The 26,384-nt window shown below is 49.7% G+C and carries 21 protein-coding genes; 11 read left to right on the top strand and 10 right to left on the bottom strand.

Features of this window, described 5'->3' with window-relative positions:
* The first annotated feature begins 126 nt into the window (after positions 1 to 126).
* The 4 genes from ACTHUR_RS00570 (at position 127) to ACTHUR_RS00585 (ending at position 5,415) form a co-directional block, all read left to right on the top strand.
* Positions 127 to 1,953, top strand: coding sequence for a hypothetical protein (locus ACTHUR_RS00570; protein ID WP_049335405.1), 1,827 nt, complete (start codon positions 127 to 129; stop codon positions 1,951 to 1,953).
* 97 nt (positions 1,954 to 2,050) lie between these two features.
* Positions 2,051 to 3,136, top strand: coding sequence for a DUF4178 domain-containing protein (locus tag ACTHUR_RS00575; protein ID WP_224783365.1), 1,086 nt, complete (start codon positions 2,051 to 2,053; stop codon positions 3,134 to 3,136).
* Between the two features lie 25 nt (positions 3,137 to 3,161).
* Entirely contained in the window at positions 3,162 to 3,743 is a 582-nt protein-coding gene (locus tag ACTHUR_RS00580; protein ID WP_283120699.1) for a hypothetical protein, read from the top strand.
* A gap of 67 nt (positions 3,744 to 3,810) precedes the next feature.
* Positions 3,811 to 5,415: an NAD(P)-binding protein gene (locus tag ACTHUR_RS00585; RefSeq protein ID WP_049335410.1), complete on the top strand. Its 1,605-nt coding sequence runs from the start codon at positions 3,811 to 3,813 to the stop codon at positions 5,413 to 5,415.
* A gap of 66 nt (positions 5,416 to 5,481) precedes the next feature.
* Here the strand turns inward: ACTHUR_RS00585 and ACTHUR_RS00590 are convergent, their stop codons facing one another.
* Positions 5,482 to 6,120, bottom strand: coding sequence for a bifunctional 4-hydroxy-2-oxoglutarate aldolase/2-dehydro-3-deoxy-phosphogluconate aldolase (locus ACTHUR_RS00590; RefSeq protein WP_003745733.1), 639 nt, complete (start codon positions 6,118 to 6,120; stop codon positions 5,482 to 5,484).
* A 90-nt stretch (positions 6,121 to 6,210) separates the two neighbouring features.
* Positions 6,211 to 8,046, bottom strand: coding sequence for a phosphogluconate dehydratase (gene edd / locus ACTHUR_RS00595; protein WP_004519344.1), 1,836 nt, complete (start codon positions 8,044 to 8,046; stop codon positions 6,211 to 6,213).
* 484 nt (positions 8,047 to 8,530) lie between these two features.
* Between edd and zwf the strand changes: the two genes are divergently transcribed.
* From zwf to pgi, 5 genes are all read left to right on the top strand, one after another.
* The gene (gene zwf / locus ACTHUR_RS00600) at positions 8,531 to 9,976 is read left to right on the top strand and encodes a glucose-6-phosphate dehydrogenase (protein ID WP_039862026.1); all 1,446 of its coding nucleotides are present in this window, start codon (positions 8,531 to 8,533) and stop codon (positions 9,974 to 9,976) included.
* A 63-nt stretch (positions 9,977 to 10,039) separates the two neighbouring features.
* Positions 10,040 to 10,735: a 6-phosphogluconolactonase gene (gene pgl / locus ACTHUR_RS00605; protein WP_039861965.1), complete on the top strand. Its 696-nt coding sequence runs from the start codon at positions 10,040 to 10,042 to the stop codon at positions 10,733 to 10,735.
* Positions 10,716 to 11,696, top strand: a complete 981-nt coding sequence (locus ACTHUR_RS00610) for a glucokinase (RefSeq protein WP_039861966.1) — start codon at positions 10,716 to 10,718, stop codon at positions 11,694 to 11,696. The genes pgl and ACTHUR_RS00610 overlap by 20 nt, the downstream gene beginning before the upstream one ends.
* 77 nt (positions 11,697 to 11,773) lie before the next feature.
* Positions 11,774 to 12,622 carry a DNA-binding transcriptional regulator HexR gene (hexR, locus tag ACTHUR_RS00615; protein ID WP_004519348.1) on the top strand — a complete coding sequence of 283 codons (849 nt, stop codon included), beginning with the start codon at positions 11,774 to 11,776 and terminating at the stop codon, positions 12,620 to 12,622.
* Between the two features lie 143 nt (positions 12,623 to 12,765).
* Positions 12,766 to 14,409 carry a glucose-6-phosphate isomerase gene (gene pgi, locus ACTHUR_RS00620; RefSeq protein WP_049335414.1) on the top strand — a complete coding sequence of 548 codons (1,644 nt, stop codon included), beginning with the start codon at positions 12,766 to 12,768 and terminating at the stop codon, positions 14,407 to 14,409.
* 51 nt (positions 14,410 to 14,460) lie between these two features.
* Here pgi and ACTHUR_RS00625 read toward each other — a convergent pair whose 3' ends face one another.
* From ACTHUR_RS00625 to ACTHUR_RS00650, 6 genes are all read right to left on the bottom strand, one after another.
* Positions 14,461 to 15,558 carry an NnrS family protein gene (locus tag ACTHUR_RS00625; RefSeq protein ID WP_070695338.1) on the bottom strand — a complete coding sequence of 366 codons (1,098 nt, stop codon included), beginning with the start codon at positions 15,556 to 15,558 and terminating at the stop codon, positions 14,461 to 14,463.
* A 251-nt stretch (positions 15,559 to 15,809) separates the two neighbouring features.
* Positions 15,810 to 16,424, bottom strand: coding sequence for a CadD family cadmium resistance transporter (locus ACTHUR_RS00630; protein ID WP_049335602.1), 615 nt, complete (start codon positions 16,422 to 16,424; stop codon positions 15,810 to 15,812).
* A gap of 309 nt (positions 16,425 to 16,733) precedes the next feature.
* Positions 16,734 to 17,426: an ATP-binding cassette domain-containing protein gene (locus ACTHUR_RS00635; protein ID WP_009310824.1), complete on the bottom strand. Its 693-nt coding sequence runs from the start codon at positions 17,424 to 17,426 to the stop codon at positions 16,734 to 16,736.
* Positions 17,426 to 18,223 carry an ABC transporter permease gene (locus tag ACTHUR_RS00640; protein WP_049335418.1) on the bottom strand — a complete coding sequence of 266 codons (798 nt, stop codon included), beginning with the start codon at positions 18,221 to 18,223 and terminating at the stop codon, positions 17,426 to 17,428. The genes ACTHUR_RS00635 and ACTHUR_RS00640 overlap by 1 nt, the downstream gene beginning before the upstream one ends.
* Positions 18,224 to 18,435: 212 nt before the next feature.
* Positions 18,436 to 19,413, bottom strand: a complete 978-nt coding sequence (locus ACTHUR_RS00645) for an ABC transporter substrate-binding protein (RefSeq protein ID WP_049335420.1) — start codon at positions 19,411 to 19,413, stop codon at positions 18,436 to 18,438.
* A gap of 57 nt (positions 19,414 to 19,470) precedes the next feature.
* On the bottom strand, positions 19,471 to 21,390 hold the full coding sequence (locus ACTHUR_RS00650; RefSeq protein WP_107867755.1) for a TonB-dependent receptor: 1,920 nt from the start codon (positions 21,388 to 21,390) through the stop codon (positions 19,471 to 19,473).
* A 308-nt stretch (positions 21,391 to 21,698) separates the two neighbouring features.
* On the opposite strand from ACTHUR_RS00650, the gene fumC reads away from it, so the two are divergent.
* Positions 21,699 to 23,087: a class II fumarate hydratase gene (gene fumC / locus ACTHUR_RS00655; protein WP_107867754.1), complete on the top strand. Its 1,389-nt coding sequence runs from the start codon at positions 21,699 to 21,701 to the stop codon at positions 23,085 to 23,087.
* Between the two features lie 50 nt (positions 23,088 to 23,137).
* On the opposite strand, the gene ACTHUR_RS00660 is transcribed toward fumC, so the two are convergent.
* Entirely contained in the window at positions 23,138 to 23,662 is a 525-nt protein-coding gene (locus ACTHUR_RS00660) for a hypothetical protein (RefSeq protein ID WP_107867753.1), read from the bottom strand.
* A gap of 166 nt (positions 23,663 to 23,828) precedes the next feature.
* Positions 23,829 to 25,208 carry an argininosuccinate lyase gene (gene argH / locus ACTHUR_RS00665; protein ID WP_440361148.1) on the bottom strand — a complete coding sequence of 460 codons (1,380 nt, stop codon included), beginning with the start codon at positions 25,206 to 25,208 and terminating at the stop codon, positions 23,829 to 23,831.
* Positions 25,209 to 25,300: 92 nt separating this feature from the next.
* On the opposite strand from argH, the gene ACTHUR_RS00670 reads away from it, so the two are divergent.
* The gene (locus ACTHUR_RS00670) at positions 25,301 to 26,338 is read left to right on the top strand and encodes a sensor histidine kinase (RefSeq protein WP_004519364.1); all 1,038 of its coding nucleotides are present in this window, start codon (positions 25,301 to 25,303) and stop codon (positions 26,336 to 26,338) included.
* The last annotated feature ends 46 nt before the right edge of the window (positions 26,339 to 26,384 follow it).

The raw sequence follows: 26,384 nt of genomic DNA on the forward strand, positions 1-26,384 counted from the left end.
GAACAATCAAGAAAAAAGATTTAACTTATTCTTTATTAAAAGACAGGCCGTCTGAAAGCATATTCAATCCGTTTTCAGACGGCTTTATCTTACATTTTTAAAATATCCTGATTAAGGAAATCAGAAATGCATGTTCGTACTTCCATCATTTTTGCCTTATCCATGCTCACCTTAGGAGCATGTGTCAGTCATCATCCTTCGGTTCCTCATGCTTCAACGGTGAAAGACCGTGCATATTATTTCCAACATCTTGACGAAGCCCAAGCAAAAAAAGAGCAATGTTTGAAAGACAGAGTATTTGAGAAAGCAGGCGTTGATATGGAAAACAGCAGAGATCAACAAATGATTGCTGCGTATCCCGATGACCTTTTAATGCTCAACCAAGATAATGCGGAATTATTTTCTTGTATCGCTGCGTGGACGGCTGCTAATTCCGCAGAACCATTACGCAAATGGCAGAGGGAAAATGAGGAAAGTGAAGCCACCAATCAAAAATTTGAGGCACAGGTTATGCGGTTTAAAGCAGAACTAGAAAAGAAATACTCAGAAATAGATTGGAAAAAGTTTTATCCTGCCGCACTCTATCAGGAATCTGTCCATTTCCTTTACACAGACAGTACGTCAGAAGAATATGCAAAAAAAGAAGCCATCGAACGTATCTTTATTGATAAAGCGAAACGGTTTATAGCAGAATCGGAAGCGAACAATATTGAAACGCTGACCCAAAAGATGTCGCAAATCTGCAAGGAGGATACTTGGGGCTATATCCCTTCGTGTAAAGTCTATTATCATGTTTTAAAAGAAAAACTCTCGAAAAAAACACTATCCGAATTAGTGGAGATGGAAAAACAGTATAACGACGGCGAGCATATGCCTGTTCCTATTTTATTTGAAGCTTATCGTTTTACCCTTGGATCTGCTTTGGAGAAAATAAATCGAGAATTAATGTCAGACTACGGTAAACTCGATTCCGAATATAGGCAGTGTGTAAAAAAAATCGGAGAAAAAGTCTCGGTTACCCAAATGGACAGCTTTGAAGAAAATTTCGAGCCGGAGTTTTATCTCGGTTTTTATCCCGAATGTGCCGTTACCGATAACATTATGAAACAATTGGAGTTTCCTCTGGATTTAAATGTCGCGGTTGAAAGCAAAATTTTCCACAAAATAGTCAAACAAAGCCAGGAAGAAAACGAGAAATTTCTCATCGATGAAGAGCTATCAGGAATAGCATGGCGGAAGCAGCTGGAAGAATCGCCCGAAGTCTTACAAACCAAAAAAAGCTTGGCTCAAAAATATGCCCAAACACCTTGGCAAAATTTCAGGAGCACTATAAAACAAGACTATCCAGATATCGAAAGTGACTTCTCGGGTACGGAAGAAGAACAGAAGCAGAAAAAGATAATTTCTACTGCCCTGAGGTTAATCTTGATTGAAAAAATACAGCCTGAAATGGACAAGTTAGAGAAAAAAAGTATAGATGAATTACTTACTGAACTACGAGCTCGTTGTAAAGAAGGAGAAGGAATAGATTGGCTAAGCGATACTCAGTGTATTCTGTATTACCGTACCTTCTTAAAAAAAATTCAGGGTCAAACTTTAGAAGAGCTATTAGCTTCAAAAGATAAATATGAAGAGGGGCCTTCCTTGGTTAAGTTTTCCTATAAGTTAGTATTAGAAGGGAAAGAGGTGAAACGATCCTTCGAACTGATAAAAAATGATGACAAACGCGAAGCAGCATACTGGCAATGTATCAAAAACATCAGCAAAACCATAAAGAAATCAGGCATTCTAGAAACTAACGATGCCGAGTCGATTATCTTGAACGAACCTGGTTGCAAACAGGTGTACTATGTCATGAGCAATATGAACGAAGAAAAACGGTTCACATATTTTGCCGACACGCTGCTTAACAAGAAACGTTTCAAAGAAGCTCCGAAAGTTCAACAAGATTGATGTAAACATTTCATTAAGAGGCCGTCTGAAGTCTTGCATATGCTGTTTTCAGACGGTCTTAAACCTTGTTCTGATTAAACTGAAATATTGACGTTATATGGAAAAAACGCCTTTTTTTAAAACCGATTGCCCAAGCTGTGGTGCGCCTGTGGAGGCGTATTCCGCTACTGCCGTGACGCTGGTGTGTGGCCATTGTCACAGTATGCTGGTTGCTAGAATCGGTAAGGGGAGGAGCGGATATTTTGTTGCCAATTCAGGGCGTGATTCTGCGTTGCTGGAAGATTTCAGTCCGTTGCAGATTGGAACGCGAGGCGTTTTTGATGATCGGAAATTTACGCTGATTGGGCGATTGCAGGTGCATTACGATGTCGGCGCATGGAATGAATGGTATGTCTTGTTTGATGACGGGCAGACCGGCTGGCTTTCCGAGGTTGGCGATTTATATGTGATGACATGTTTACTTGCCCAGAAGAGGAGACGGGGGCCGAAAAATTTTAAGTCGGTGAAAGCCGGTTCCAGTTCGTTGATCTTTAATGGCCAAACCTTTATTGCGTCAGATGTCCGCACCATACATTACCGTAATACCGATGCGCAAGGCGAGTTGCCGTTCAACTTATCTGAGAACCAAGCGGCAGGCGAGGTTTGCGACTGGCGACGGGGCAATTTGTTTTTGACCTTGGATTATTCGACGTTTCCAATGGACTCCTACTTCGGACGCATAGTCAGTTTGGACAGTTTGAAGCTGGAAAATAAGCGCAGTGATGATGAAATCCATGAAAGTGCAGGTCGTCTGAAAGGAGAGATTCTTTCTGAAAACTGCCCGCATTGCGGCTCTCCTGTTCATTGGCCAAGGGGTGTTACTTCTTTCCTTTTATGTCAGTCTTGCGGCAGCAGTTTGAATACGACAAAAGATACTGTTGCGTTGATGGAGGCAAATGCCCAAAGGAAAGAACAAGAAAATCTGTTCACACTTTCCATTGGTACGAAAGGCCGTCTGAACGATACAGAATATCTGATTATCGGGGCTGTAAGATTTGTCGAGATATCGTCCTATAATCAAAATCAGTCCGAATACTGGACGGAATATCTGCTTTATAACACTCAACAAGGTTTTGCCTGGCTGATTGAGTCTGGAAAACGCTGGCGGCTGTCAGAAACCATTACAAACATGGCCGGACTTTGATTCAAGTGGCAATCCTGCCGGTGAAATGTTGATTGATCATTACCGCGGGCAGGTCGAGGTAGCGGCTGGTGCTTTTTATTGGAAAGTCAAACAAGGCGATTTGCTTCATTACAAGGAATATAGCGGCAAGAAAAGTTATGGCCGGAATGTCATTCTGTGTTCCGAGCAGAGCAAGGACGAAATTGTCTGGAGTAAAAGCAGTCCTGTGTCTTACCGTCAAATGAGAAAGGCATTCGGTCTGTCTTTTGATACTAAGGAGATGCTCTCTTACTGGCTGAAGGGCGACAATAGAAATGTTGGGAGTAGAGATAATGTAGCCCGTATCATTGCTATGCTGATTCTTATCATCGTCAACCTTCCGGCCTGGCTGTCGCCGCATCTACGTAGTCCTGTCGGTATAGTGGTCAGTCTGTGTGCGTTGGTATGGATATGGATTTCTGACAGATATAAAAACGATCGTGATTACGAAGAAGAACGGGTAGGGATGATTATTTTCTTTGCTTTCATCATTTTTCTTACCGTCTTATTCAACTATGTCCAAGCGGAAGACAGTGATTCATCGCATTCCGGCAGATCCTATCATGGTTATTCGGCAGGGCATAAATAACGTGAGATCTGCTTAACCTCGTTGTATCGTTTTACTTTTATTTTTTCAGACGACCTTTTTATAAAACATGCTAACCCGCCGTCAATTTCTCAGCTATACCGCCGTGCTTGGTGCCGCCTCTGCTTTCTCTTGGCAGACTTATAAGTACCTCAACCGCAAACCGCCGGTTTCTATTAACCGTGTCGGCTTGCCGTTGGGGCATTTGTTGCGTGACGGGGAATTGCTCAGTTCGCCGACCCGTCGTTATGAATGCAATACGTTGATACTCGGCGGCGGTGCGGCTGGGTTGGGAGCATTGTGGTATTTGGCGAAGCATAATCACCGCGATGTATTGTTGGCAGAAGGGTTTGAACGTAATGGCAACAATGCCGCCTATACGTCTTCAGACGGCCTGAAAGCGCCGAGCGGTGCGCATTATTTGGCTTTGCCGTCGAAAGAAAGCGTGTATGTGCGCGAGATGTTGGCGGATTTCGGTATTTTGCAGTCGGATGGCAGCTTTAGGGAAACCGATTTGGTCTATGCGCCCGAATCGCGCCTCTTATATCAGGATAAATGGGTAGAACATTTATTGCCGAAAGAAGATGCGGATTCCAAACGGTTTTTTGATTTGATAGGCCGTCTGAAACAGGCTTACGGCAATGACGGTAAGAAAATTTTTGCCATTCCGATTGCGCTGTCATCGATAGATGAAACATGGCGAAAGCTCGATCATCTGACGTTTCAACAATGGCTTGATCAGGAAGGTTACCATTCGCCCGAGCTTTTGTGGTATCTCGATTATTGTTGCCGCGACGATTACGGACAAGGCATCGGGCAAGTATCTGCCTTTGCCGGATTGCATTATTTTGCCGCCCGCAACAATGCAGAAACTGTCCTCACTTGGCCCGAAGGTTTGGCACATCTTTCTGAAAACCTGCGCCGTCATGCCGATTTGCAGGAAGGCTGGCAATGGCCGTCTGAAAACAGTATCCGTTTGGAGAAACCTGCTTCGGTTAATGCTTCTGCCGTCAAAATCAAACCGCTTTCAGACGGCCGGATTGAAGTGTGGCTGCGTGATAATGCAAAAGGGGAAACCGTTGCCGTCACCGCGCAACACGTTATCTCCGCCATGCCGCTGATGGTTGCCGCCCACATTATTGAATCTCCCGAACAATTTGGTCTGAATATTCCCGAATACGCGCCATGGCTGGTTTCCAATTTTGAACTGCACAGTTTTCCGAAAGAAAAAAACAACAGCGAACTTGCGTGGGACAATGTGGTTTACGGCAGCCAAGGACTGGGCTATGTTGTTGCGACCAACCAGCTTATCCGGGTTGCCCGTCCTGAACGTACGATTTTTACCGCCTACGCCGCGCTCAATCACGATACGCCACAAGCCGTCCGCCGCCAGCTGCTTGAAGCAAGCGATGAAGAGCTGCTCCAGTTTGCCGCACAAGATCTGCTTACCGCTTACGGCGAAGGCTTTTGGCGGCATGTTTCCCATGTTGACATTACCGTTCGCGGGCATGGCATGAGCGTGCCGAAACCCGGCTATTTAAGCGATGAGGCTTTATTAAAAATCAGAAATCGAAATACTGGATTATTATTTGCACACAGTGACTTAAGCAGCTATTCGGTGTTTGAAGAGGCTTTGTATTGGGGTGTGGAAGCGGCGCGGAAAGTATTGGCTTAATTGATATAAAAAGGCCGTCTGAAATCATATTCAGACGGCCTTTTCTCTTTTAACTTAATAACCTGATTAGGCTTTTGGTTTCAAAGCGGCAGCTTCGCGAGCCAGACGGGTGATGGTATCCCAGTCTTTGTTTTTGATGGCTTCTTTTGGGGTCAGCCATGAGCCGCCGACGCACAAGACATTAGGCAGCGCCAAGTACTCGGGAGCGGTTGCCAGGCTGATGCCGCCGGTCGGGCAGAAGCGAACATCGGCGTAAGGGCCGTACAGGGCTTTGAGCATGGCTTTGCCGCCAACGACTTCGGCAGGGAAGAGTTTGAGGGTGTCGATGCCGTGTTCCAAAGCCAGTTGGACTTCGCCAGGAGTGGCAACGCCCGGAATCAGGGGGATGCCACTGTTGTGGCTGGCTTTGGCGAGGGATTCGTGCAAACCCGGGCTGATGGCGAAAACCGCGCCTGCGTCTTCGACGGCTTTGAGCTGTTCGGGATTGGTTACCGTACCCGCGCCGACGATGGCGTTAGGAACTTCTTTGGCAATCAGGCGGATGGCGTCGAGACCGACAGGGGTGCGCAGGGTGATTTCGAGGGTGGGAATGCCGCCTTCGACAAGGGCGTGGGACAAATCGACGGCAGTACTCAAGTCGTCAATCGCCATTACCGGCACAACTGCGCCGGCAGTCAGAATTTCACGAGGGGTCAGTTTAGACATTTTAGGTCTCCGTTGGGGACTGTATCGTAATAGGGTCGTTAACATGGTTTCAGACGACCTGATTGTTTTAAGAGGCCGTCTGAAAAGGGTTTAGGCAAATTCGCCGCCGAAGCTCATGGCACCGGTTTCTGCGCTGCTGGTCATGCTGCGGAAGTTGGCGAAGAGTTCGCGGCCGCAGCCTTGTTGATTCGCGCTCAAGTCGATACGTTCGACTTCGCGGGCGTTCCATTCGGCTTCGTTGATCAGGACGTTGAGTTCGCCGGTAACGGAGTCGAAGCGGATCAAGTCGCCGGTACGGATTTTGGCGATGTTGCCGCCCATCAGGGCTTCAGGCGTCATGTGGATAGAGGCCGGAACTTTACCGGACGCGCCGGACATACGGCCGTCGGTCAGCAGTGCCACTTTAAAGCCGCGGTCTTGCAGGATGCCCAAAGGAGGGGTCAGTTTGTGCAATTCGGGCATACCGTTGGCGCGCGGGCCTTGGTAGCGGACAACACAGACGAAATCGCGTTCCAACTCGCCGCGTTCAAATGCGGCCAATACTTCGCGTTGGTCGTTGAACACGATGGCGGGTGCTTCAATGATGCGGCAGCCTTCGCGCACGGCGGACACTTTAATTACGCCGCGACCGATGTTGCCTTTCATTAGGCGCAGACCGCCGTCTGGGGAGAACGGGTTGTCGGCTTTGCGCAGGATGTCTTCATTACCGCTGGTTTCAGGGGCTTCGCGCCATTCAAGTTTGCCGTCAATGAGGAAAGGCTCTTTGGTGTAGTGGCGCATACCGTGTCCGACAACGGTATCGACATCATCGTGCAACAGGCCTGCGTCCAGCAATTCGCGGATAACGAAAGGCAGGCCGCCGGCAGCGGTAAAGTGGTTTACGTCGGCTTTGCCGTTGGGGTACACACGGATCAGCAATGGGATGATGGAAGAAATTTCATCGAAGTCGTCCCAGTTCAAAATCACGCCTGCAGCACGCGCCATAGCAACGAGGTGCATGGTGTGGTTGGTCGAGCCGCCGGTTGCCATCAGGCCGATCAGGGCGTTAATGAAGGATTTTTCGGTCAACATTTCGCCCAATGGTTTGATGGTGCCGTTTTTGATGCCGCGTGCGAGGTGTCCGGCTGCGTAGCGGGTCAGTGCTTCGCGCAGGTCGGTATAAGGGTGGACGAAGGCAGCAGCAGGCAGGTGTACGCCCATCATTTCCATCATCATCTGGTTGGAGTTGGCGGTACCGTAGAAGGTACAAGTACCCGGGCTGTGGTAAGAGCCCATTTCGCTTTCAAGCAAGGCGTCGCGGCCGACTTTACCTTCGGCGAAAAGCTGGCGGGTACGGGCTTTTTCTTTATTGCCGATACCGCTAGACATCGGGCCTGCCGGAACGAAGATGCCAGGAATATGACCGAAAGACAACGCACCGATCATTAAGCCCGGAACGATTTTGTCGCATACGCCCATAAACAAGCTGCCGTCAAACATTTGATGCGACAGACCGATGGCGGTACTCATGGCAATCACGTCGCGGGAAAACAGCGATAATTCCATGCCGGCGTAGCCTTGCGTGATGCCGTCGCACATGGCGGGCGTGCCGCCGGCGACTTGGGCGGTCGCGCCGTTTTTTTGTGCTTCGTCTTTGATTTGGTCAGGGAAGTCTTTAAACGGCTGGTGTGCGGAAACCATGTCGTTGTAGGCAGTGATGATGCCTAAGTTGGGGACGGTTTCCTGAAGCATTTCGATTTTGATGCTCTTAGGCATGGAGGCATAGCCGTGTGCCAAGTTGCTGCAGCCGAGCTGGTTGCGCTCTAAGCGTCCCATCTGTTTGGCGCTGCGGATTTTCGCCAGATACTTTTCACGCGTCGGGCGGCTGCGCTCGATGATGCGCTCGGTAATTTCGGCGAGTTTCGGGTGAATAGGAGTGGGGTTCATGTGCGGTCTCCTGGCTAAACGATATGATAGGGATTTTGTTTGCGCGTTTCTGATTTTTGTATTGGGTGTTTTCTTCAGACGGCCTTGAGCTGTGGGAATGAATAATATGGGCCGTCTGAATATTTGAAGATTTTCTCTTCGAAGCGTCCGCATATTATAGTACAAAATCTGTAATTTTGTTACAAAATAATTTACTAAGTGGAAGAAATTTGATTTAAATCGAGGTATGGTCAATTCGTAAAATGGCAGGCTGCAAAAGTCATCAAACTTTTATGTTAAATCAAACAATTTGTAAAAATGAGAATAGACAAAATGTGTAGCCATGTGTAGTATTACTACTCATTAGCCCGCTTGTTTGAAATTTTGGTGCAGGCGATTGGTTCTTTACTGCTTATTGCTTAAAGGCTTTTGATTTTAATCGATTTTTATGGATGACGACAGTCCAAAAGTTTTGAAGCAAGCTTCCTCAACGAGAGATGAAACAATGAGTACACAGACAAATTTTGATTTGGTGTTGTTTGGCGCGACCGGCGATTTGGCAATGCGTAAACTTTTGCCTTGCCTGTATCAGGCGCATGTAGCCGGTTTGCTTCATCCCGAAGGTCGTATTTTGGGCGTAAGCCGCAGCGAATTGGATACCGCCGGCTTTTTGGCTAAAGTGGAAACGAATTCTAAAATCCATGTCAAACAAAACTTCTCAGATGAAGCGTGGGCATCGTTTATCCAACGTCTTGAGTATTTGAAAGTCGATGTGACAAAGAAAGACGACTTCATTGCTTTGGGCGACTTGGTAAAAGCGCGCAAGAATACTGAGAATGTCGTGATCTACCTCTCAACTGCGCCGAAATTCTTTGCACAAGCCTGTGAAAATCTTGCCGAAATCGGTTTGAATGCCGATAACGTGCGCGTGGTTTTGGAAAAACCGTTGGGTACGGACTTGGCTTCTTCCCAACAAATCAATACAGATGTAGCCCGTTATTTCAAAGAAGAACAAATCTACCGTATCGACCATTATTTGGGTAAAGAAAGCCTGCAAAACCTGCTGGCCTTGCGTTTTGCTAATGTGATGTTCGAGCCTTTGTGGAACAACAAATATATTGAAAGCGTACAGCTGACCATCGCCGAGCAGTTGGGCGTGGAAGAACGCGGTGAGTTTTACGACATTACCGGCGCATTGCGCGATATGGTGCAAAACCACTTGATGCAAATGCTTTGTATGACTGCGATGGAAGCGCCGGCAAGCTTGGATGCCGATGCCGTACGCGACGAGAAAGTGAAAGTCATCAAATCGCTGAAACCGCTGACCATCGAATCCGTCAACGAAAATGTTATTCGCGGCCAATATGTTGCAGCAAACGGTATGAACGGCTATCTGGAAGAAGTCGACGTACCGAAAGACAGTTTCACTGAAACCTATGTTGCCATCAAAGCCGAAATCGAAAACGAGCGTTGGAAAGGCGTACCTTTCTACCTGCGTACCGGCAAACGCATGGCAGGCAAAGTGGCGGAAATCGTGTTGAACTTCCGTCCGCTGCAAAACCATATTTTTGACAACAGCCAACCTGCGCCGAATCGTTTGGTTATTGAACTACAACCGACCGAATCCGTCCGTCTTTACACACAAGTGAAAACCCCGGGTGCTGGCAACAAAGTCGAAGTGACACCGATTGGCGTGGACTTGGGCACAGCCGTCGAGGGTCGCCGTGCCGAGGCTTATGAACGCCTGCTGCTGGATGTGATTAACGGCAAACTCGCTTTGTTCAACCGTCGTGACGAACTCGAAGCCGCTTGGGAATATGTGATGCCTATCCTGGAAAACTGGGCGAACAATACAACGCCTCCACATGCTTACGAAGCCCATTCTTGGGGTCCTGAAGCTGCGCGCGCGCTGTTGGCCCGTGACGGTAACAAGTGGCACGAAGAGCAATAATATTTCTTTCAGACGGCCTTGTTTTCCAACAAAAGGCCGTCTGAAACCATGAAAGGACGAAACATGTTTGTTTGGCACGAACAAGAAAATGCTGCAACTGCTGCGCAAGCTCTCGCCGATGCCGTTGCCGCCGCATTGCAAGCCGCGTTGAATGAGAAAGGCCATGCGGTTTTGGCCGTTTCCGGCGGTCGTTCGCCGATTGCGTTTTTCGAGGCTTTGTCGCAAAAAGATTTAAATTGGCAAAACGTCGGCATTACTTTGGTGGACGAGCGTATCGTTCCGACCACGCATGCCGACAGCAATACAGGCTTGGTACGCGAATATCTGCTCAAAAATAACGCGGCCGTTGCCACATGGATTCCTGTTGTTGAAGACGGAAAGTCTGAAACTGAATTACAACCTGAAGTTGTCGTTGCTTACGCATTGAAACATTATAAGCAACCTGATGTGCTGGTGTTGGGCATGGGAGGGGACGGACATACGGCGTCGTTGTTCCCTCAAGCGCCTCAATTACAGGCAGCAATCAATGAAGCCAATGACCCGACATTGATTCATACTACGCCGGTTACCGCGCCGCATGAGCGTGTGAGTATGACTTTGGGTGCGATTGCCAAAACGCCGAATGTATTTTTGGCCATTCAAGGCGCAGAGAAAAAAGCGGTATTCGACAAGGCTGCAGCAAGGGTCGATACCGAATATCCGACCAGCCTGATTCTCAATCATCAAGGGATTAACTGCCATGTCTACTATGCACACTGAAGCTTATCCTCGTTTGGTCGCCGATATCGGCGGTACGAATGCCCGTTTTGCACTTGAAACTGCACCACAGGTCATTGAAAAGGCTGAAGTCTTGCCTTGCCAGGATTACGACACCATTGTTGATGCCGCCAAAACTTATTTGGAACGCGCAGGCAGTCCGAAAGTTTTGCACGCCGCCTTTGCGATTGCCAATCCGATTTTGGGCGACTGGGTGCAGATGACCAACCACCACTGGGCATTCTCCATCGAAACCACCCGCCAGGCTTTGGGTTTTGAAACGTTGATTCTGTTGAACGACTTTACCGCCCAGGCTTTGGCGGTAACAAAAACCGATAAGAAAGACTTGATACAAATCGGCGGTCAAAAACCAATCGAATTTGCGCCTAAAGCCGTTATCGGTCCGGGTACCGGTTTGGGTGTCAGCGGTTTGGTGCACAGCGCTGCCGGCTGGGTGGCGTTGGCAGGCGAGGGCGGCCATACCAGCTTCCCGCCGTTTGACGATATGGAAGTATTGATTTGGCAATACGCTAAAAACAAATACGGCCATGTTTCTGCCGAGCGTTTCTTGAGCGGCGCAGGTCTGAGCCTGATTTACGAAGCATTGGCCAAACGCGACAACATCAAACAATGCCGTCTGAAGCCTTCTGAAATCACCGATAAGACATTGAGCGGAACATCGCCGATTTGCCGTCAGACTTTGGATATTTTCTGCGCCATGCTGGGTACGGTTGCTTCCAATTTGGCTTTGTCATTGGGTGCGCGCGGCGGCGTGTATTTGTGCGGCGGGATTATCCCGCGCGTGTTGGATTACTTTAAAACGTCTCCATTCCGCAGCCGCTTTGAAAACAAAGGCCGCTTTGAGGCTTATCTTGCCGCTATTCCCGTGTATGTCGTATTGAGCGAATTTCCGGGCATCGTCGGCGCGGCGGTCGCATTAGACAATCATTTAAATAACGTTTAAACACACAAACGGCGGTGCAGGGCAGGGGGTGGAAAAAAACCTTGTCCTGAACGTCAAAGAATCAAAGGGTAGAGTATATGTTAAGCAAAATCAGCGAATCATTGTCCAACCTCTCCGGCGCAGAACGCAAAGTTGCCGAATCTGCGTTGGCCGAGCCGAAATGGTTCGTTCATGCTGCTGTGGCGGAAATCGCCGAGCGTGCTTCCGTCAGTCAGCCGACTGTAATCCGTTTCTGCCGCAGCTTGGGTTACAAAGGCTTGCCTGAGTTCAAACTCGCTTTGTCTGCCAGCATCGGCCACGAAGGCATGCCTTACGTTCATGAAGAATTAAACGCCGATGACAACATGGGCAGCGTGGTCGAAAAAGTATTGGGCAATGCCGCAGCCTCCCTCTTGGGTGAGCGCCGTTTCCTGAAAGAATCCGAGCTGGAAAACGCGATTGCCATTCTGATGCACGCGCGACGCGTTGAGTTTTATGGTGTCGGCAACTCCGGCATCGTTGCCCAAGATGCGCAACACAAATTCTTCCGCTTCGGTATGTCCACCGTTGCCTATGTCGATACACATACCCAGCTGATGGCGGCTTCCGTATTGACCGAGCAGGATGTGTTGGTGGCGATTTCCAATACCGGCTCATCTATCGAATTGTTGGATGCGGCCAGTATCGCCAAAGAAAACGGCGCAGCCGTTATCGCGCTGACCCGCAATGATTCACCGTTGGCTCAAATGGCCGACTGTGTATTGAGCATTGCTACTCAGGAAAATGCCGAGCTTTATACGCCTATGGTGTCCCGTCTTCTGCAGCTGGCCGTTATCGATATTCTTGCCATCGGCTTGGCCTTGCGTTTGGGCGATACTGCCAGTACGCAACTGCAAAAAAGTAAAAAAAGCATACATAACAAGCACATCGAATACGATAAAGATTGATTCTTCATTGATATCTTCAGACAGCCCCAACCCACATCAAGGCCGTCTGAAACCTCAAAAAACGGAAACCACCCCGTTCCCGTTTCAGACGACCTCACGGCCGTTTTCTCAACAAAACTGTCCACTATCCAGGAGAGCATCCGATGAAACACCTTCACGATTTACCAGCTTGGTCAAAATTATGGATACATTTTGACGAAACCAAAGAACAACACATGCGCGAAATGTTCGAGCAAGATCCCGAACGTGCCGAGCGCTACTGGCTGCAGGTTGGCGGCCTGACTTTGGATTATTCTAAAAACCGTATCAACGACGAAACCATGGCACTGTTGTTCGAGCTGGCGCGTGAAGCAGGCGTACCGGAGCGGATGCAGCAAATGTTCCACGGCGAAAAAATCAATACGACGGAAAACCGCGCCGTTCTCCACGTCGCCCTGCGCAACCGCACCAACGCCCCTATCGTCGTGGATGGCGAAGATGTCATGCCTAAGGTCAACCATGTCCTGCAACGCATGGGCGAGTTCGCGCATGAAGTCCGCAGCGGCAGCTGGTTGGGCTATACCAATCAAGTCATTACCGACGTCGTCAACATCGGTATCGGCGGCTCTGACCTCGGTCCTCTGATGATGTGTACCGCGCTCAAGCCTTTCGGCCATCCGCGTTTGAACATGCACTTCGTCTCCAATGTGGACGGCTCCCAACTGCGCGACGTATTGTCCAAAGTCCACCCTGAAACTACGCTGTTCATCATTGCGTCCAAAACCTTTACCACCCAAGAAACCCTGACCAACGCCCTGACCGCGCGTAAATGGTTCTTGGATCATGCAGGCGATGAAAGCGCCGTGGCCAAACACTTCGTTGCCGTATCGACCAACCAAAAAGCCGTTGCCGAATTCGGTATCGATACCGCCAATATGTTTGAATTTTGGGACTGGGTCGGCGGACGATACAGCCTGTGGTCGGCCATCGGCCTGCCGATTATGCTGTATCTCGGCGAAGAAAACTTCATCGAAATGCTCAACGGCGCGCACTTGATGGACCAACACTTCATCAACACGCCGCTAGAGCGCAACATGCCCGTCATCCTCGCCCTCATCGGCATCTGGTACATCAATTACTACGGCGGCGGCAGCCATGTTATCGCGCCTTACGACCAACATCTTCACCGCCTGCCCAAATTCATCCAGCAGCTCGACATGGAGAGCAACGGCAAACAAGTTACCCTTGACGGTAAACCGGTCGGTTACGAAACTTCGCCGATTATTTGGGGCGAAACCGGCATCAACGGCCAGCACGCCTTCTTCCAACTGCTGCACCAAGGTACGCACATCACGCCGATTGACCTCATCGCCTCCCTTGAAAAACGCAGCAACCTGCGCGGTCACCACGAAATCCTGCTGGCGAACGTCTTTGCCCAAGCCGAAGCCTTTATGCGCGGCAAAACGCCTGACGAAGTCCGCACCGAGCTTCAAGCCCAAGGCATGGAAGCAGAGCGTATCGAAGAGCTGGTTCCGCACAAAACCTTCTCAGGCAACCGCCCGACCAACCTCATCCTAATGGACAAAATCAACCCGCGCAATATGGGCAGCCTGATTGCCATGTACGAACACAAAACTTTCGTTCAAGGCATTATTTGGGGCATCAACAGCTTTGACCAATGGGGCGTAGAACTCGGTAAACAACTGGCCAAAACCATTCTTGCCGAATTGACCGGCGAGACCGAAGTGCAAAAACACGACAGTTCCACTACACGCCTAATTAATCTTTATTTGAACGCCAACAAATAAAGCATTTATTTAAAGCTAAGGCCGTTTGAAAGTTTCAGACGGCCTTTTGTTTTATTCCGGATCATCCGTAAACGCATTTTCCCGAAATATCGGTACAAACGTGAAAAGATACAGTACGAACACGGCGATGGTCAGAATCGTAGGAATGGTGATGAAGAATATCGGGTTCACGTTCATTAAAACAGCGCGCGAGACGGCGGCGGCGAAGAGGATGGGGACGGCAATGCGGCAGAGCTTGGGGTAGTCGAGTTTGGTAAAGCCGCTGTGCCACAGCCCGGCGGTCAGCCACACCATCATCACGCCCCCCATCATGCCGCCGAGGGTAATCAGGTGTAATGGGGCGGAGGAGGGCAGATTTTGCAGTTTCGCCGCGCCTGTCCACAGATAGCCTGCGGCGGCAAAGAGTTGGAGCAGGTAATAAGTGCGGACGTAGTGTTTGCGCAGGAGTTCGTGATGGTGAAGCTCACGCAGCTTGGCGAGCAGGATAAAGCCGACGGCAAGCGCGGTAAAACCGGCGGTTTGCACTGGCAGCCAAAGTTCGGCGGCGGCGTGCAGCAGCAGGAAGGTGATGGCGATGTTTTTATAAACGATATTTGGAATAAAAACAGGGTCTTTCAGACGGCATTCTTTAAGGGCTTCCGCGCCCAAAAGAATACTGACGCGGACGGATACAAACATGACCGCCGCCATGTTCAGATGTACTTGCGCACGCAACAGGTTTAAATCGCCGCTGACGGCATAGGCCGTCTGAAAAACGGTAAACGCGGCAAGCAGCATTAGTAGGGCAAAGTTGTCAGTGTTTCGGTCAAGCCAAATCAGCCAGGCGCAAAACAGCAGCAATACCAGCCAATAGGCGGCAACGAAAAACGAGGCAGTTTGCGGCGAAAAGGGCAGTATGGCGGATGCGGCGAGCAACAATGCCGCCATCAAAGTAGCGACAGGTTTCAGACGGCCTTGATAGCCCGTCCATTCGAGCATGGCGGCAGTCAGGAAGCCGCCGTATGCCGCAGGCAGCATGAGTTCTAAGAAGATTTGGCGGTGCAAAATGACGGCACCGGGGCTGATGAAAAACACCAACGCGCCGAATATGGCAAGTACCGCCGCACCGACAAAAAACGGCCGCATGGGGTGGGTGAAAAATTTATTCATGGCTTGGCTTGATTCTGCATGAAGATGCTTTCGGATATGGATTTATTGGGCGGACAGGGTTGTATTTTTCGCCAAAGAGGCAAGCCTGCGGCTTGCTTGCCCTCTCCCTAGCCCTCTCCCACGGGGAGAGGGGATTAGGCTGTCGAGCGCCCTCTGATTTTCAGAAACCTGATTCCCTCTCCCCGTGGGAGAGGGTTAGGGAGAGGGCAACGAACCGCAAGGTTTGTCAGATACTCAAATGCCCGTATCATTCATATTATTGATATTATTGTTCGAATTGTATTATTTTCAATAATAATAAATAACCCTAAACCAATATAAATAACAGCCATTATCCAACGACTAAACTTCTCTACAATTTCACCAACACCTGAAATATTAGCCAATCTTTGTGCTGTATATACTAAAACAAAAATCAATATTAAAAATACAAGAAGAGTAACTAATAAGTCGACAAGATCTAAAGTCACAAAGTAAGGAACAAAAAGTCCAATATTATCTGCACCACAACTAGCAACTGTAACCAAAGCAACAATACCGACTAATTTTGACAACCCTTTTTCATCCAATTCTTTTTTAGCTCTTTTTTCGCCCTCACAATCGTCGTAAATAGCAACTTTAATACCTAAGTAAATCGGTATTAAACCTAATAAACCCAACACCCATTTTTCCGGAACATAATGCAAAACAAAAGCTAGAAATAAACTAACTAATATTAAAATTACAGAACCTAAATATTGTCCGATATAAATATCTCGATATTCTTTTCTAGTATTTGCTCTAGCAAAAAATATTAATAGTATTACCAACAAATCTACTGCTGTAGCAATATATAAAACAGCAGCAGTAATCACAGTCGAAAACATAAAGCACCTCATAATGAATCCCCTGCCCCCTTGGCACCACGGCTTTTTCAAAAACCGAATCGCGTTCGGATAACAGATTCGTATCTTTCGCTAAAGAGGCAAGCCTGCGGCTTGCTTACCCTCTCCCTAGCCATCTCCCACGGGGAGAGGGAATTGGGCTGTCGAGCCTGAACATTTTCAGGTTTACCTGACATCTGATTCCCAATTCTACGGCTCTCTGATTTTGAGAAACCTGATCCCCTTTCCCCGTGGGAGAGGGTTAGGGAGAGGGCAACGAACCGCAAGGTTTGTCAGAAATTTAAATTCCTATCACTCATAATAATGAATCCCCTGAAACTCTCTTGCCACCACGGCTTCTTCAAAAGCCGAATCGCGTTCGGACAGCGGCGTAGGCAGGGTAATCACGTTTTGCACGTTCATGCCCTTAGTGGAAAGCAGCATGATTTCATGGCTCAGGCGTGCGGCTTCGAAGCGGTCGTGCGTTACCAGCATACACGCCATGCCCTGCCGCTCGATTTTTTCCACCAGCATGGCGACCAAAATATCGCGCAAATCGCGGTCCAAACCGACGAACGGCTCGTCCAGCAAGGCAAGGTCGCAGCCGCACAGCAGCAGGCGCAAAAATGCTACCCGTTTCGCCATGCCGCCGGACAATTCGGTCGGATATTTGTTCAAATCGCCCGCAGTCAGCCCGACTTTCGCCGCCAGCGCGATGATTTCGCCTTCATCGGGTTTGTCCATAAAAATAGCGATATTCTGCATCGCGGTCAAGTTTCCCGGCAGGCGGTTTTCCTGAAACAGAAAACCCGTTTTGCGGAAAGTATTGCGTATCGTGCCCGATTTCGGCGTTTCCAAGCCCGCAATCAAACGCAAAACCGTCGTCTTGCCACAGCCGCTCGGCCCGAACAAAGCTTTCACTTCGCCATGTTGCAGGTTCAAACTGAAATCGCGCACGATGGGGTCGCGGAGAATTTCAAAACGCACGTTTTCAAGACAGAGCATCATCTCCTCCACGGCATAAACAAAATTTCCAAAGGTTTGGTAATCAGGTATTCAAACAGTGACACAAACACGATAACCAACACCACATAAGCCATCACCGTCGAAGTCTCCAGCATCGCCCTCGCGTCTGCAATCCGCGCGCCTACGCCTTCGCTCGCGCCCAAGAGTTCCGCCATAATCACCACCTTCACCCCCATCGCCACCGCCACGCCGATGCTGGAAATCACATAACCCGTCAGATGCGGGATATACAGATAACGGATTTTTTTCAGACGGCCTAATTTATAAGCGTCAAACAATTCCTCATGCTGCTTGTTCACGCTCGCCATCCCGACCGCCGCACTCGCAAACGTCAGCGGCGCAACCAACACAATGATGGTAAACAGCACGCTCGGATTGCCGAACCCGAACCAAAACAGAGCCATCACCACCCAAATAATCGGCGGCATCGCCAACAAAGTCGTAATCACAGGTTTAAGCAATGCCATCGCCGTCTTAAAACTGCCCGCCACCAGTCCCGCCGCCAATCCCGCTACCAGCGCAACCGAAATCCCCACCACCGACCGCCACAGCGAAATCCCGATTTCGTTTTCCTGAAAATGTTTCAATAAAGCCAAAGATTTTTGAAACACCTCCACCGGCGCAGGCAGCATAAACTCGCCGAACACGGCACTGCCCCACGCCCACAACGCCACCACTACCATCGCCACGCCTAGACCGGCAAAGCCGCTCCAAAGGTAGTCGATGATGTAAAACAGCGCAGGCTGCGGTTTGCGGATTTTGTCGGTTTTAATCATGGTTTGGGTGTTGGTTTGTCGTTATGTTTTGGCAAGGATAGGCCGTCTGAAAAAAGTAGGTCGGATACTCGTATCCGACAGCCCCCATTTAGCCGAAATGTCGGATTCAAGAATCCGACCTACGCTGCTGATAATGTCCTAACAGGCCGTCTGAAAAATGATAAGTCAAATTTCAATGGCTTTCACTATTTTCAGACGGCCTCTCTCCTCTTTTAAGCTAAGAAGAACCCGTTATCCGGCAGCTTGCCGCCCAAGAGTTTCGGGTTGAACTGCATCAGGATTTCGTAAAACTTCAAAATCTCGTTCTTCACTTCGCTGCCTTTGGTTACCGTCAGCCGCGCGCCGTCCAAGCCCATGACTAGGGCGGGTTCGGGGGCGGGGAGGTAGTTTTTGCCGATTTTCGCGGCGCTCTGACGGTTGGCGAGTATCCAGTTGAGCGCGTTTTTCAAATCCTGATGGAAGATGTCGAACTGCGCTTTGTGTGCGTGGAAATATTCTTCGTTGGCGATGATGCCTGCCATCGGAATCAGCGGTTTGGTGTCAAACGCCTGTCCCCATGCTTTCACCAAGTCAAATCCACGCACGACGTTTACGCCCATGGTTTTGCCTTTAAGTAGGCTGGCGGTTGCCATCGGTTCGGGCAGGATGGCAGCGTGGTAGTCCTTGCTCAAAAACAGTCCGACTGCTTCCGGCGGCGTGGCGGTGTAAGTGATGCCGACTTTGTGCGCGTCGATTTTCAGTTTTTTCAGTAAGGCTTGCAGCACGATGTCGGGCATATCATTTTTAAACGGTACGAGGATTTTTTTGCCGACCAAATCCTGAGGCGAGGCAATCGCACTGCCTTTGCACATCAGCTGCGTGATGCCGTTGGTCAAAATATTGACCATGCCGACTTTCTGCCCTTGGTTGCGCAGGTTTACGCCGACATTGCTCGGGCTCATCATCACTTTAAATTGTCCGCTTGCTACGCCTGCGCGCAGTTGGTCGGGCGAACGCCAGATTTTCAGCGATACATCTGCCTGTTTCGCCAGCTTGCCTTGCAACGCCGCTACGGCAATGGTTACGCTGGGCATTGCCGGTGCGCCGTACACGGTAAATTGTTCTTTACCGGCTGCCAACAATGAAGGCGAAACGCCTGCGGCTGCCAGAGCGGCGGTCATTTTTAAGAAATCGCGTCTTTTCATGTCCATTTTTTATCTCCTAATTCTTAATAAGCCAGTGTAGGCATTCTTTCAGACGGCCTGATTTTAAAAAGCCGCATGCAAACTCAACCAATATGTCCTGCCCGGTGCATACACCACACTGGGCGACAGGGCGAGGACGTGGTCGCCGCTGATGTGTTCGGCGTATTTTTTGTTGAACACGTTGTTTACGCCCAAGCGCAAGCCGTATTTGTCTTTGATGTTTACGCCTGCGTAAAGGTCGGCAACGGTAAAGCCTTTGGCGGCTTCGCGTTTGTCTATGCCCAGACCTCTTGCCGCGTCAAAATCGCCGCGCGTTTGTTTGGCGACAAAGCGTGTTGCTGCGCCGATGTTGTAGCTGCCGTGGGCAAAGTAGTTTTTGTAGTCGGCTTGGACGGCGGCTTCAAACGGGCGGATTTGATAGAGCGGCCTGCCGTCAGTTTCGTTGTGTCCGTAGTTGTAGGCGGCTTTGATGCCTGCCGCCCAATGCGGATTGAAGTTGTAACGCGCGTAGGCCTGCGCGGTAAACAATCGAGCGTCTACGTTGCGTGTGATGATGCCGCCGCCGTTGGAGGCTGTGCCGCTTTGTCCATGTGCGCGGTCAAAAATAATCAGGTCTTTGACTTTGTCCGCTACAAGCGTGCCTCCCACGTTCCAGCCCGCGCCTGCGAGCGAGTTCATGTAGCCGTTGTAGTAGTCGTTGCGGCTGTCGGCGGTGAGCTTGATGCGGTTGTGTTTTTCGGTTTTCAGCAGGGGATTGCCTGCGATGGCGGCGGCTGAATTTTGGTTCATCAGTGCGCCGTTCATGCGGTTTTGTACGATGGCGGCAAGCGAGTTGAAGCGTTCGGTGTTGTCGCCGATTCGTTCTAAGTGAGCAAGGGAAACGCTGTATTTTTGCGTTTCAGACGGCGTGAAATCATATTTGAGTTCACCGGAGAAGGCATGACGGCGCACTTTGCCGTTGAAGTCGTAGCCGTAATGGGTTTTCCAAATTTGTTGTGATGAGGCGAAGGCAAGGTTGCGGTTCATCGGATGGGCGGGCTGTGCCGTATTTTTGCGTACGTCCGCTTCGTTGATTTCGTAGCTTAAGCCCAAACCCAGTTTGTGTTGGTCGTTGAACTTGTAAGACAGGGTATCGGCAATGCGCCAGCGGTCGAGGTGTACATCGGCGAAACGGTAGCCGTTGAGGAAGTCGCGCATGGCGGTGTGGGCGTTGCGCTCGCCGTTTTGGCTGTCGTTGCGGTAGCTGACGGCGGCGTTGTTGTGGAATTTGCCGAAGTCCGCGTCGTGTTTGAGCGAGAAGTCGTACACTTTGCGGTCAAGTTCTACAAACATTTGTTGCGGCGTGTTGTTTGGGCGCAGGGAGTAATTGTCGGCATGGCGTTTGAGTTTGATGATGCCTGCTTCCGCGCTGACCGTATTGCTCAAATCGGCATTGCCCCAACGCGCGTTGAGTTTGGCGATGTGGCGTTCGGTGTCCAATGCATCGTTGACGAACTGCGGCTGGCGGTCGTTGTTGATGTCGTCGTGTAGGTAGGTGAGGCGGTATTCTTGATTTTCAGATGGCACGAAACCGAGTACCAAAGCTTGATTAAAACGGCTGTATTTCCAATCGGTCTGATTGCCGTCGCCGTCTTTATAGCCGTTGGCCTTGGTGTGATTGAGGTTGGCCACGCCATACACTTTTGCCCCGCGCGCTTGCGCGGTAATGGAATTGTAAAAACTTTTGCCGTAAAAGCCGCTGTTTGCTTTCAGAGGACGGAAGGCTTGGTCTATGTTTTCGGTAACAAAGTAATGATCGCTACGGTCGGTGCGGTCGAATTGGTTTTCGGGGAAATAACCTTGAGCGGCGGTCGGAGCAATCGGTTTGGGAGGGGAAAAGGTTTTGACAGGCTGGATTTCATCGGGGTCTGCCAAGGTTTCGGCAAAACCGTTTGCGGCGGCAAAACTGCTCATTAACAGGTAAACCAAATGTTTTCGTTTCATCTTCATCTCCTGATAATCATTTTTATTCATTATGCTCTTGGAGAAAAACAAAGTAAAGAAACGATAAGGTATTTATTGTCGATAAACACCTAGCGCAAAATACAAATCGGCAAGGAGGAAAATTTTTAGAAGAGGGGAGTGGCGGCGCAGGTTGTGTTTGCTCCGAAATCGGGTTTTATCTTCTATTAATATTTCAGGTTGATAAAGCAAAAGGCCGTCTGAAAACCTCTCTCTTTTCAGACGGCCTTTTGCTGGGTATAATAAATTTACGAATCATTATTATTTCTGTTTAAATATAGGAGAAACGCATGAGCACCCGTACCGAACACGACACCATGGGCAATGTCGAAGTCCCGTCCGAAGCCTATTGGGGCGCGCAGACCCAGCGCAGCCGCAATAATTTCAAAATCGGCGGCGAAACCCTGCCGCAGCCACTGATTTATGCTTTGGCGCTGGTGAAAAAAGCCGCCGCCGCCACCAATGTCGACCTCGGCAGGATTAAGCCCGAGCAGGCGGATTTGATTACGCAGGCGGCGGATGATGTGTTGAACGGTAAGCTCGACGGGCAGTTCCCATTGGTAGTGTGGCAGACCGGTTCCGGTACGCAGTCCAATATGAACATGAACGAAGTGCTGGCGAACCGTGCCAACGAAATCGCCGGTACGGGTTTGGCGGCGTATCAGCCCGTCCATCCCAACGACCATGTGAACCACGCGCAATCGACCAATGATGCGTTCCCAACCGCCATCCACGTTGCTGCCGCGATTGAAATCAACCGCCACCTTATTCCGGCAGTAAAAGCCCTGCGCGACACATTGGACAAAAAAGCCAAAGAATTTGCCCCCATCGTCAAAATCGGCCGTACCCATTTGCAGGACGCAACGCCGTTGACTTTAGGACAAGAGTTTTCCGGCTACGTTTCCCAGCTTGATCACGGCTTAGGCCGTCTGAACGACGCGCTCAAAGGTTTATACGAACTCGCCTTAGGCGGCACGGCAGTCGGTACGGGTTTGAACAGCCATCCCGAATACGCCGAAAAAGCCGCCGCCAAACTTGCCGAACTGTCCGGTCTGCCGTTTGTCAGCGCGCCGAATAAATTTGAAGCCTTGGGCGGACGCGATGCCGCCGTTGCCGCTTCGGGCGCACTGAAAACGCTGGCGGCAAGCTTGAACAAAATCGCCAACGACATCCGCTGGCTGGCAAGCGGCCCGCGTTGCGGTTTGGGCGAAATCAAAATCCCCGAAAACGAGCCGGGTTCGTCCATCATGCCGGGCAAAGTCAACCCGACCCAATGCGAAGCGATGACCATGGTGTGCTGCCAAGTGTTCGGCAACGACGTTACCATCGGCATGGCGGGTGCGTCGGGCAACTTCGAGCTGAACGTCTATATGCCCGTTATCGCTTACAACCTCTTGCAATCCATCCGCCTGTTGGGCGATGCGTGCAACAGCTTCAATGAAAACTGCGCCGTCGGCATCGAACCCGTACCGGAAAAAATCGACTATTTCCTGCACCATTCCCTGATGCTGGTTACTGCGTTAAACCGCAAAATCGGTTACGAAAACGCCGCCAAAGTCGCCAAAACCGCCTATAAAAACGATAAATCGTTGCGCGAAACCGCCATTGAACTGGGCTTGTTGACAGGCGAAGAGTTTGACGAATTGGTTGTTCCTGCCGATATGGTTCATCCGCGTTAAGCTTTAATAATGAAACATGCCGTCTGAAAATGTGTTCAGACGGCATGTTTTTATGCTTCGCTTGTCTTTTCTTCGAATAGGGCAAAAATCATTGACAGTAAATTGAAGAGCAGTAGGAAAGTCACTGACCTTAAAAATGTACGCCAGGCGTAGTGCCACGCTTCCTTTCTGTCTGCTTGGGGTAGGAGCAATGCAGAATAGCGGTTATGTAGGGTTTTGGCGGTGTCATTGTTTTCCAAATACTCCAACGAAAGTACCAATAATTTGCCTGTGTCCTTGTGTTGTAAGAATTGGGCATGTTCAACCCAGATGCCCGGCTTGGCGTGTTCGCATAAAGCTTCAATGCCGACGCAAGAGGCTAAGCTGTTTTGGTTGTTTTGCAAAATCGACAGCTCGTTTTTTTCAGCTTGCATGGTGGCGGCGGAGGTTTGATGAAGGTATGCGCTCATGCCGTTGCGCTCTATTGCTTGGAAATCATGGAGCTGGCTGAATCCGCCATTTTCCCAGGCGACGAATACGGCATAGCAGCCGCTGAATAGGCAGATCATAGCCAATTTTAAGACAATGTTTTTCATCCTCGCTCCTTTTTTGAAAATGGCGGCAAAGTCAGGAGGCGTGTTTTCTCGTTTGAAGGTAAGTTTAGGTTTTATCTGTTTTTATTGTGAGGTTGAGTGTAACACAGGTAATCAAAAGGCCGTCTGAAAATTTTCAGACGGCCTTTTATTATGTGTTTAGATGGGTTTAAGCCAACAACTCACGCCAGCGTTTAATTTGGAAACGGACTTGTTCAGGCGCGGTGCCGCCCAAGTGGTTGCGCGCGTTTAAGCTGCCTTCAGGTGTCAGCACGCTGTAAACATCATCGGCAATCAAACTGCTAAAACCTTGCAGGACTTCGAGCGGCAATTCGCTCAAATCAACGCCAGCTTCATCGGCATGGCGCACGGCTTGGGCAACGACTTCGTGGCTGTCGCGGAAAGGCATGCCTTTTTTCACCAAGTAGTCCGCCAAGTCGGTAGCCGTTGCAAAACCCTGCATTACGGCGGCGCGCATGTTGTCGGGTTTGACGGTGACGCCGCGCATCATGTCGGCGTAAATGCGCAGCGTGTCGATAAGCGTGTCGGCAGTGTCAAACAAAGGCTCTTTGTCTTCCTGATTGTCTTTGTTGTATGCCAAAGGTTGCGATTTCATCAGGGTAACCAGGCCGATCAGGTGGCCAATCACGCGACCGGATTTGCCACGCACGAGTTCGGGTACGTCGGGATTTTTCTTTTGCGGCATGATGGACGAGCCGGTGCAGAAACGGTCGGCGATGTCGATAAAACCGAAACGCGGGCTCATCCATAAAATTAATTCTTCGGAAAGACGGCTCAGGTGAACCATAATCAGGGAAGCGGCGGCTGTGAACTCAATGGCAAAATCGCGGTCAGACACGGCATCGAGCGAGTTTTGGCAGATTTGCTCAAATCCCAATAGCTCGGCGGTGATTTCGCGCTGAATCGGGTAGGTGGTACCGGCAAGGGCTGCGGCGCCGAGCGGCATACGGTTGACGCGTTTGCGGCAGTCGACCATGCGCTCGAAATCGCGGCCGAGCATTTCAACGTAGGCGAGCATGTGATGCCCGAAGCTGACCGGCTGGGCAACTTGCAGGTGGGTAAAGCCGGGCATGACGGTTTCGGCGTTTTGTTCCGCCAAATCAACCAAGGCCGTCTGAAGGTTTTGAATCAGGTCTTGAATGACGGTAATCTGGTCGCGCAGCCACAGGCGGATGTCGGTAGCGACTTGGTCGTTGCGGCTGCGGCCGGTGTGCAGGCGTTTGCCGGCATCGCCGATTTTGTCGGTGAGGCGGCGTTCGATGTTCATGTGGACATCTTCCAAATCCAGCGACCAGGAAATCGTTCCTTCCTTGATTTCTGCTATAATCTCGGCCATGCCCTGACGGATGGCAAAGAGGTCGTCTTCGCTCAAAACGCCCGACTGTGTCAGCATTTGCGCGTGTGCCAGCGAGCCTTGGATGTCCCATTCTGCCAGCCGTTTGTCAAAATCAATCGAGCCGGTATATTTTTTGACCAGCTCGGAAACAGGTTCGTTAAAACGGCCTGACCAGGTTTTGTCCTTGCTCATATCAGCATCCTTAAAATATAAATAAAAAACAGGGTCTACGTCTTCAATATAGCAGACCCGTCTATACATTATGAAAGAAAACGGTTGAAATCATGTCTATTATACGTCAAATAAACCAGAATTTCGCAGTGCCGGATTTGCGCAATTCCGCAACTTTGGTGCGCCTGCTTATTGTTTTATTAATCAGTTTGTTTATCTTTCCGTTGATGACGGTATCGGGTGTGCCTTATCCGGAACAGATTTTCCAACATTTTTCATGGGCTTGCCCCGTCATCCTCTTAATTTTACTCAAGGTCTATTTCTTACAGGCATTTGCGCCTTCCCTGCTTCGCTCGCAGTACAGCGTTGTGGTTTCCTACGTCTCCAACCTGCTGATTTTCTTGTTTGTCGATCTAGTGATTTTGAAGACGGAAATTTGGCTGCTGATTCAACACTTCTTCTTGCTGACCTTTTTTTGTTTCAGTTTCATGTACATCGAAGCAGCCCGTCGCAATAGCCTTGCGCCTTCCATTTCCGAAGCCAGACTGAGCGCGTTGACAGCGCGTATCCGTCCGCATTTCTTGTTTAACAGCTTGAATGCCGCCATCAGCTTAATCCGTCTGCGTCCGTATGACGCGGAGACTTTGCTGGAAAATTTGGCCAACTTGTTCCGCGCACAACTGCGCGACGGTAGTCAAAACAGTACCTTAGGACAGGAAATCGAGTGGGCGCAGGAATATATTGCCATCGAGCAAATCCGCATGGGACATATGCGCGTACAGGTCATGTGGCAGCACCATGCGCCTGATGATGCGGAAACACCGCATCTGTTGTTGCAACCGCTTTTGGAAAATGCCGTATTCCATGGTGTCGAATCTATCCACCGTCCAGGGATAATTACGGTATTAACAAAATTGGAAAAATCATCTATTTTCATCAGTATCGAAAATCCGTGCGGAACGGAACCCAACGAAAATACCAAGCCGCATAAAGGTAATTCTATGGCCTTGCGCAATCTGAAAGAGCGCCTGACTTTGATGTATGACACCGACGCGAAAATCAGATATATCCAATCAGACGGCCTGTTCCGCGTTGAAATCATATTGCCGTACCGTAAAAAATCAGCCGAAGTTTCCCGTCTGTTTGGCTAAAACGCCTAGAATAGGGCAGCTTTAGATAATTAGACTATTAACACAT

This window comes from Neisseria sp. P0021.S007, assembly GCF_051956855.1.

What these genes read in the sequence shown, in the direction of transcription:
- pgi (WP_049335414.1), top strand. Translation starts at nt 12,766, where the DNA reads ATGAAACACCTTCACGATTTACCAGCTTGGTCAAAATTATGGATACAT.
- ACTHUR_RS00610 (WP_039861966.1), top strand. Translation starts at nt 10,716, where the DNA reads ATGTCTACTATGCACACTGAAGCTTATCCTCGTTTGGTCGCCGATATC.
- edd (WP_004519344.1), bottom strand. Translation starts at nt 8,046, where the DNA reads ATGAACCCCACTCCTATTCACCCGAAACTCGCCGAAATTACCGAGCGC.
- ACTHUR_RS00670 (WP_004519364.1), top strand. Translation starts at nt 25,301, where the DNA reads ATGTCTATTATACGTCAAATAAACCAGAATTTCGCAGTGCCGGATTTG.
- zwf (WP_039862026.1), top strand. Translation starts at nt 8,531, where the DNA reads ATGAGTACACAGACAAATTTTGATTTGGTGTTGTTTGGCGCGACCGGC.
- pgl (WP_039861965.1), top strand. Translation starts at nt 10,040, where the DNA reads ATGTTTGTTTGGCACGAACAAGAAAATGCTGCAACTGCTGCGCAAGCT.
- ACTHUR_RS00585 (WP_049335410.1), top strand. Translation starts at nt 3,811, where the DNA reads ATGCTAACCCGCCGTCAATTTCTCAGCTATACCGCCGTGCTTGGTGCC.
- ACTHUR_RS00650 (WP_107867755.1), bottom strand. Translation starts at nt 21,390, where the DNA reads ATGAAACGAAAACATTTGGTTTACCTGTTAATGAGCAGTTTTGCCGCC.
- ACTHUR_RS00580 (WP_283120699.1), top strand. Translation starts at nt 3,162, where the DNA reads ATGTTGATTGATCATTACCGCGGGCAGGTCGAGGTAGCGGCTGGTGCT.
- ACTHUR_RS00645 (WP_049335420.1), bottom strand. Translation starts at nt 19,413, where the DNA reads ATGGACATGAAAAGACGCGATTTCTTAAAAATGACCGCCGCTCTGGCA.
- ACTHUR_RS00640 (WP_049335418.1), bottom strand. Translation starts at nt 18,223, where the DNA reads ATGATTAAAACCGACAAAATCCGCAAACCGCAGCCTGCGCTGTTTTAC.
- argH (WP_440361148.1), bottom strand. Translation starts at nt 25,208, where the DNA reads ATGAGCAAGGACAAAACCTGGTCAGGCCGTTTTAACGAACCTGTTTCC.
- hexR (WP_004519348.1), top strand. Translation starts at nt 11,774, where the DNA reads ATGTTAAGCAAAATCAGCGAATCATTGTCCAACCTCTCCGGCGCAGAA.
- ACTHUR_RS00635 (WP_009310824.1), bottom strand. Translation starts at nt 17,426, where the DNA reads ATGCTCTGTCTTGAAAACGTGCGTTTTGAAATTCTCCGCGACCCCATC.
- ACTHUR_RS00625 (WP_070695338.1), bottom strand. Translation starts at nt 15,558, where the DNA reads ATGAATAAATTTTTCACCCACCCCATGCGGCCGTTTTTTGTCGGTGCG.
- ACTHUR_RS00570 (WP_049335405.1), top strand. Translation starts at nt 127, where the DNA reads ATGCATGTTCGTACTTCCATCATTTTTGCCTTATCCATGCTCACCTTA.
- ACTHUR_RS00660 (WP_107867753.1), bottom strand. Translation starts at nt 23,662, where the DNA reads ATGAAAAACATTGTCTTAAAATTGGCTATGATCTGCCTATTCAGCGGC.
- ACTHUR_RS00590 (WP_003745733.1), bottom strand. Translation starts at nt 6,120, where the DNA reads ATGTCTAAACTGACCCCTCGTGAAATTCTGACTGCCGGCGCAGTTGTG.
- ACTHUR_RS00630 (WP_049335602.1), bottom strand. Translation starts at nt 16,424, where the DNA reads ATGTTTTCGACTGTGATTACTGCTGCTGTTTTATATATTGCTACAGCA.
- ACTHUR_RS00575 (WP_224783365.1), top strand. Translation starts at nt 2,051, where the DNA reads ATGGAAAAAACGCCTTTTTTTAAAACCGATTGCCCAAGCTGTGGTGCG.
- fumC (WP_107867754.1), top strand. Translation starts at nt 21,699, where the DNA reads ATGAGCACCCGTACCGAACACGACACCATGGGCAATGTCGAAGTCCCG.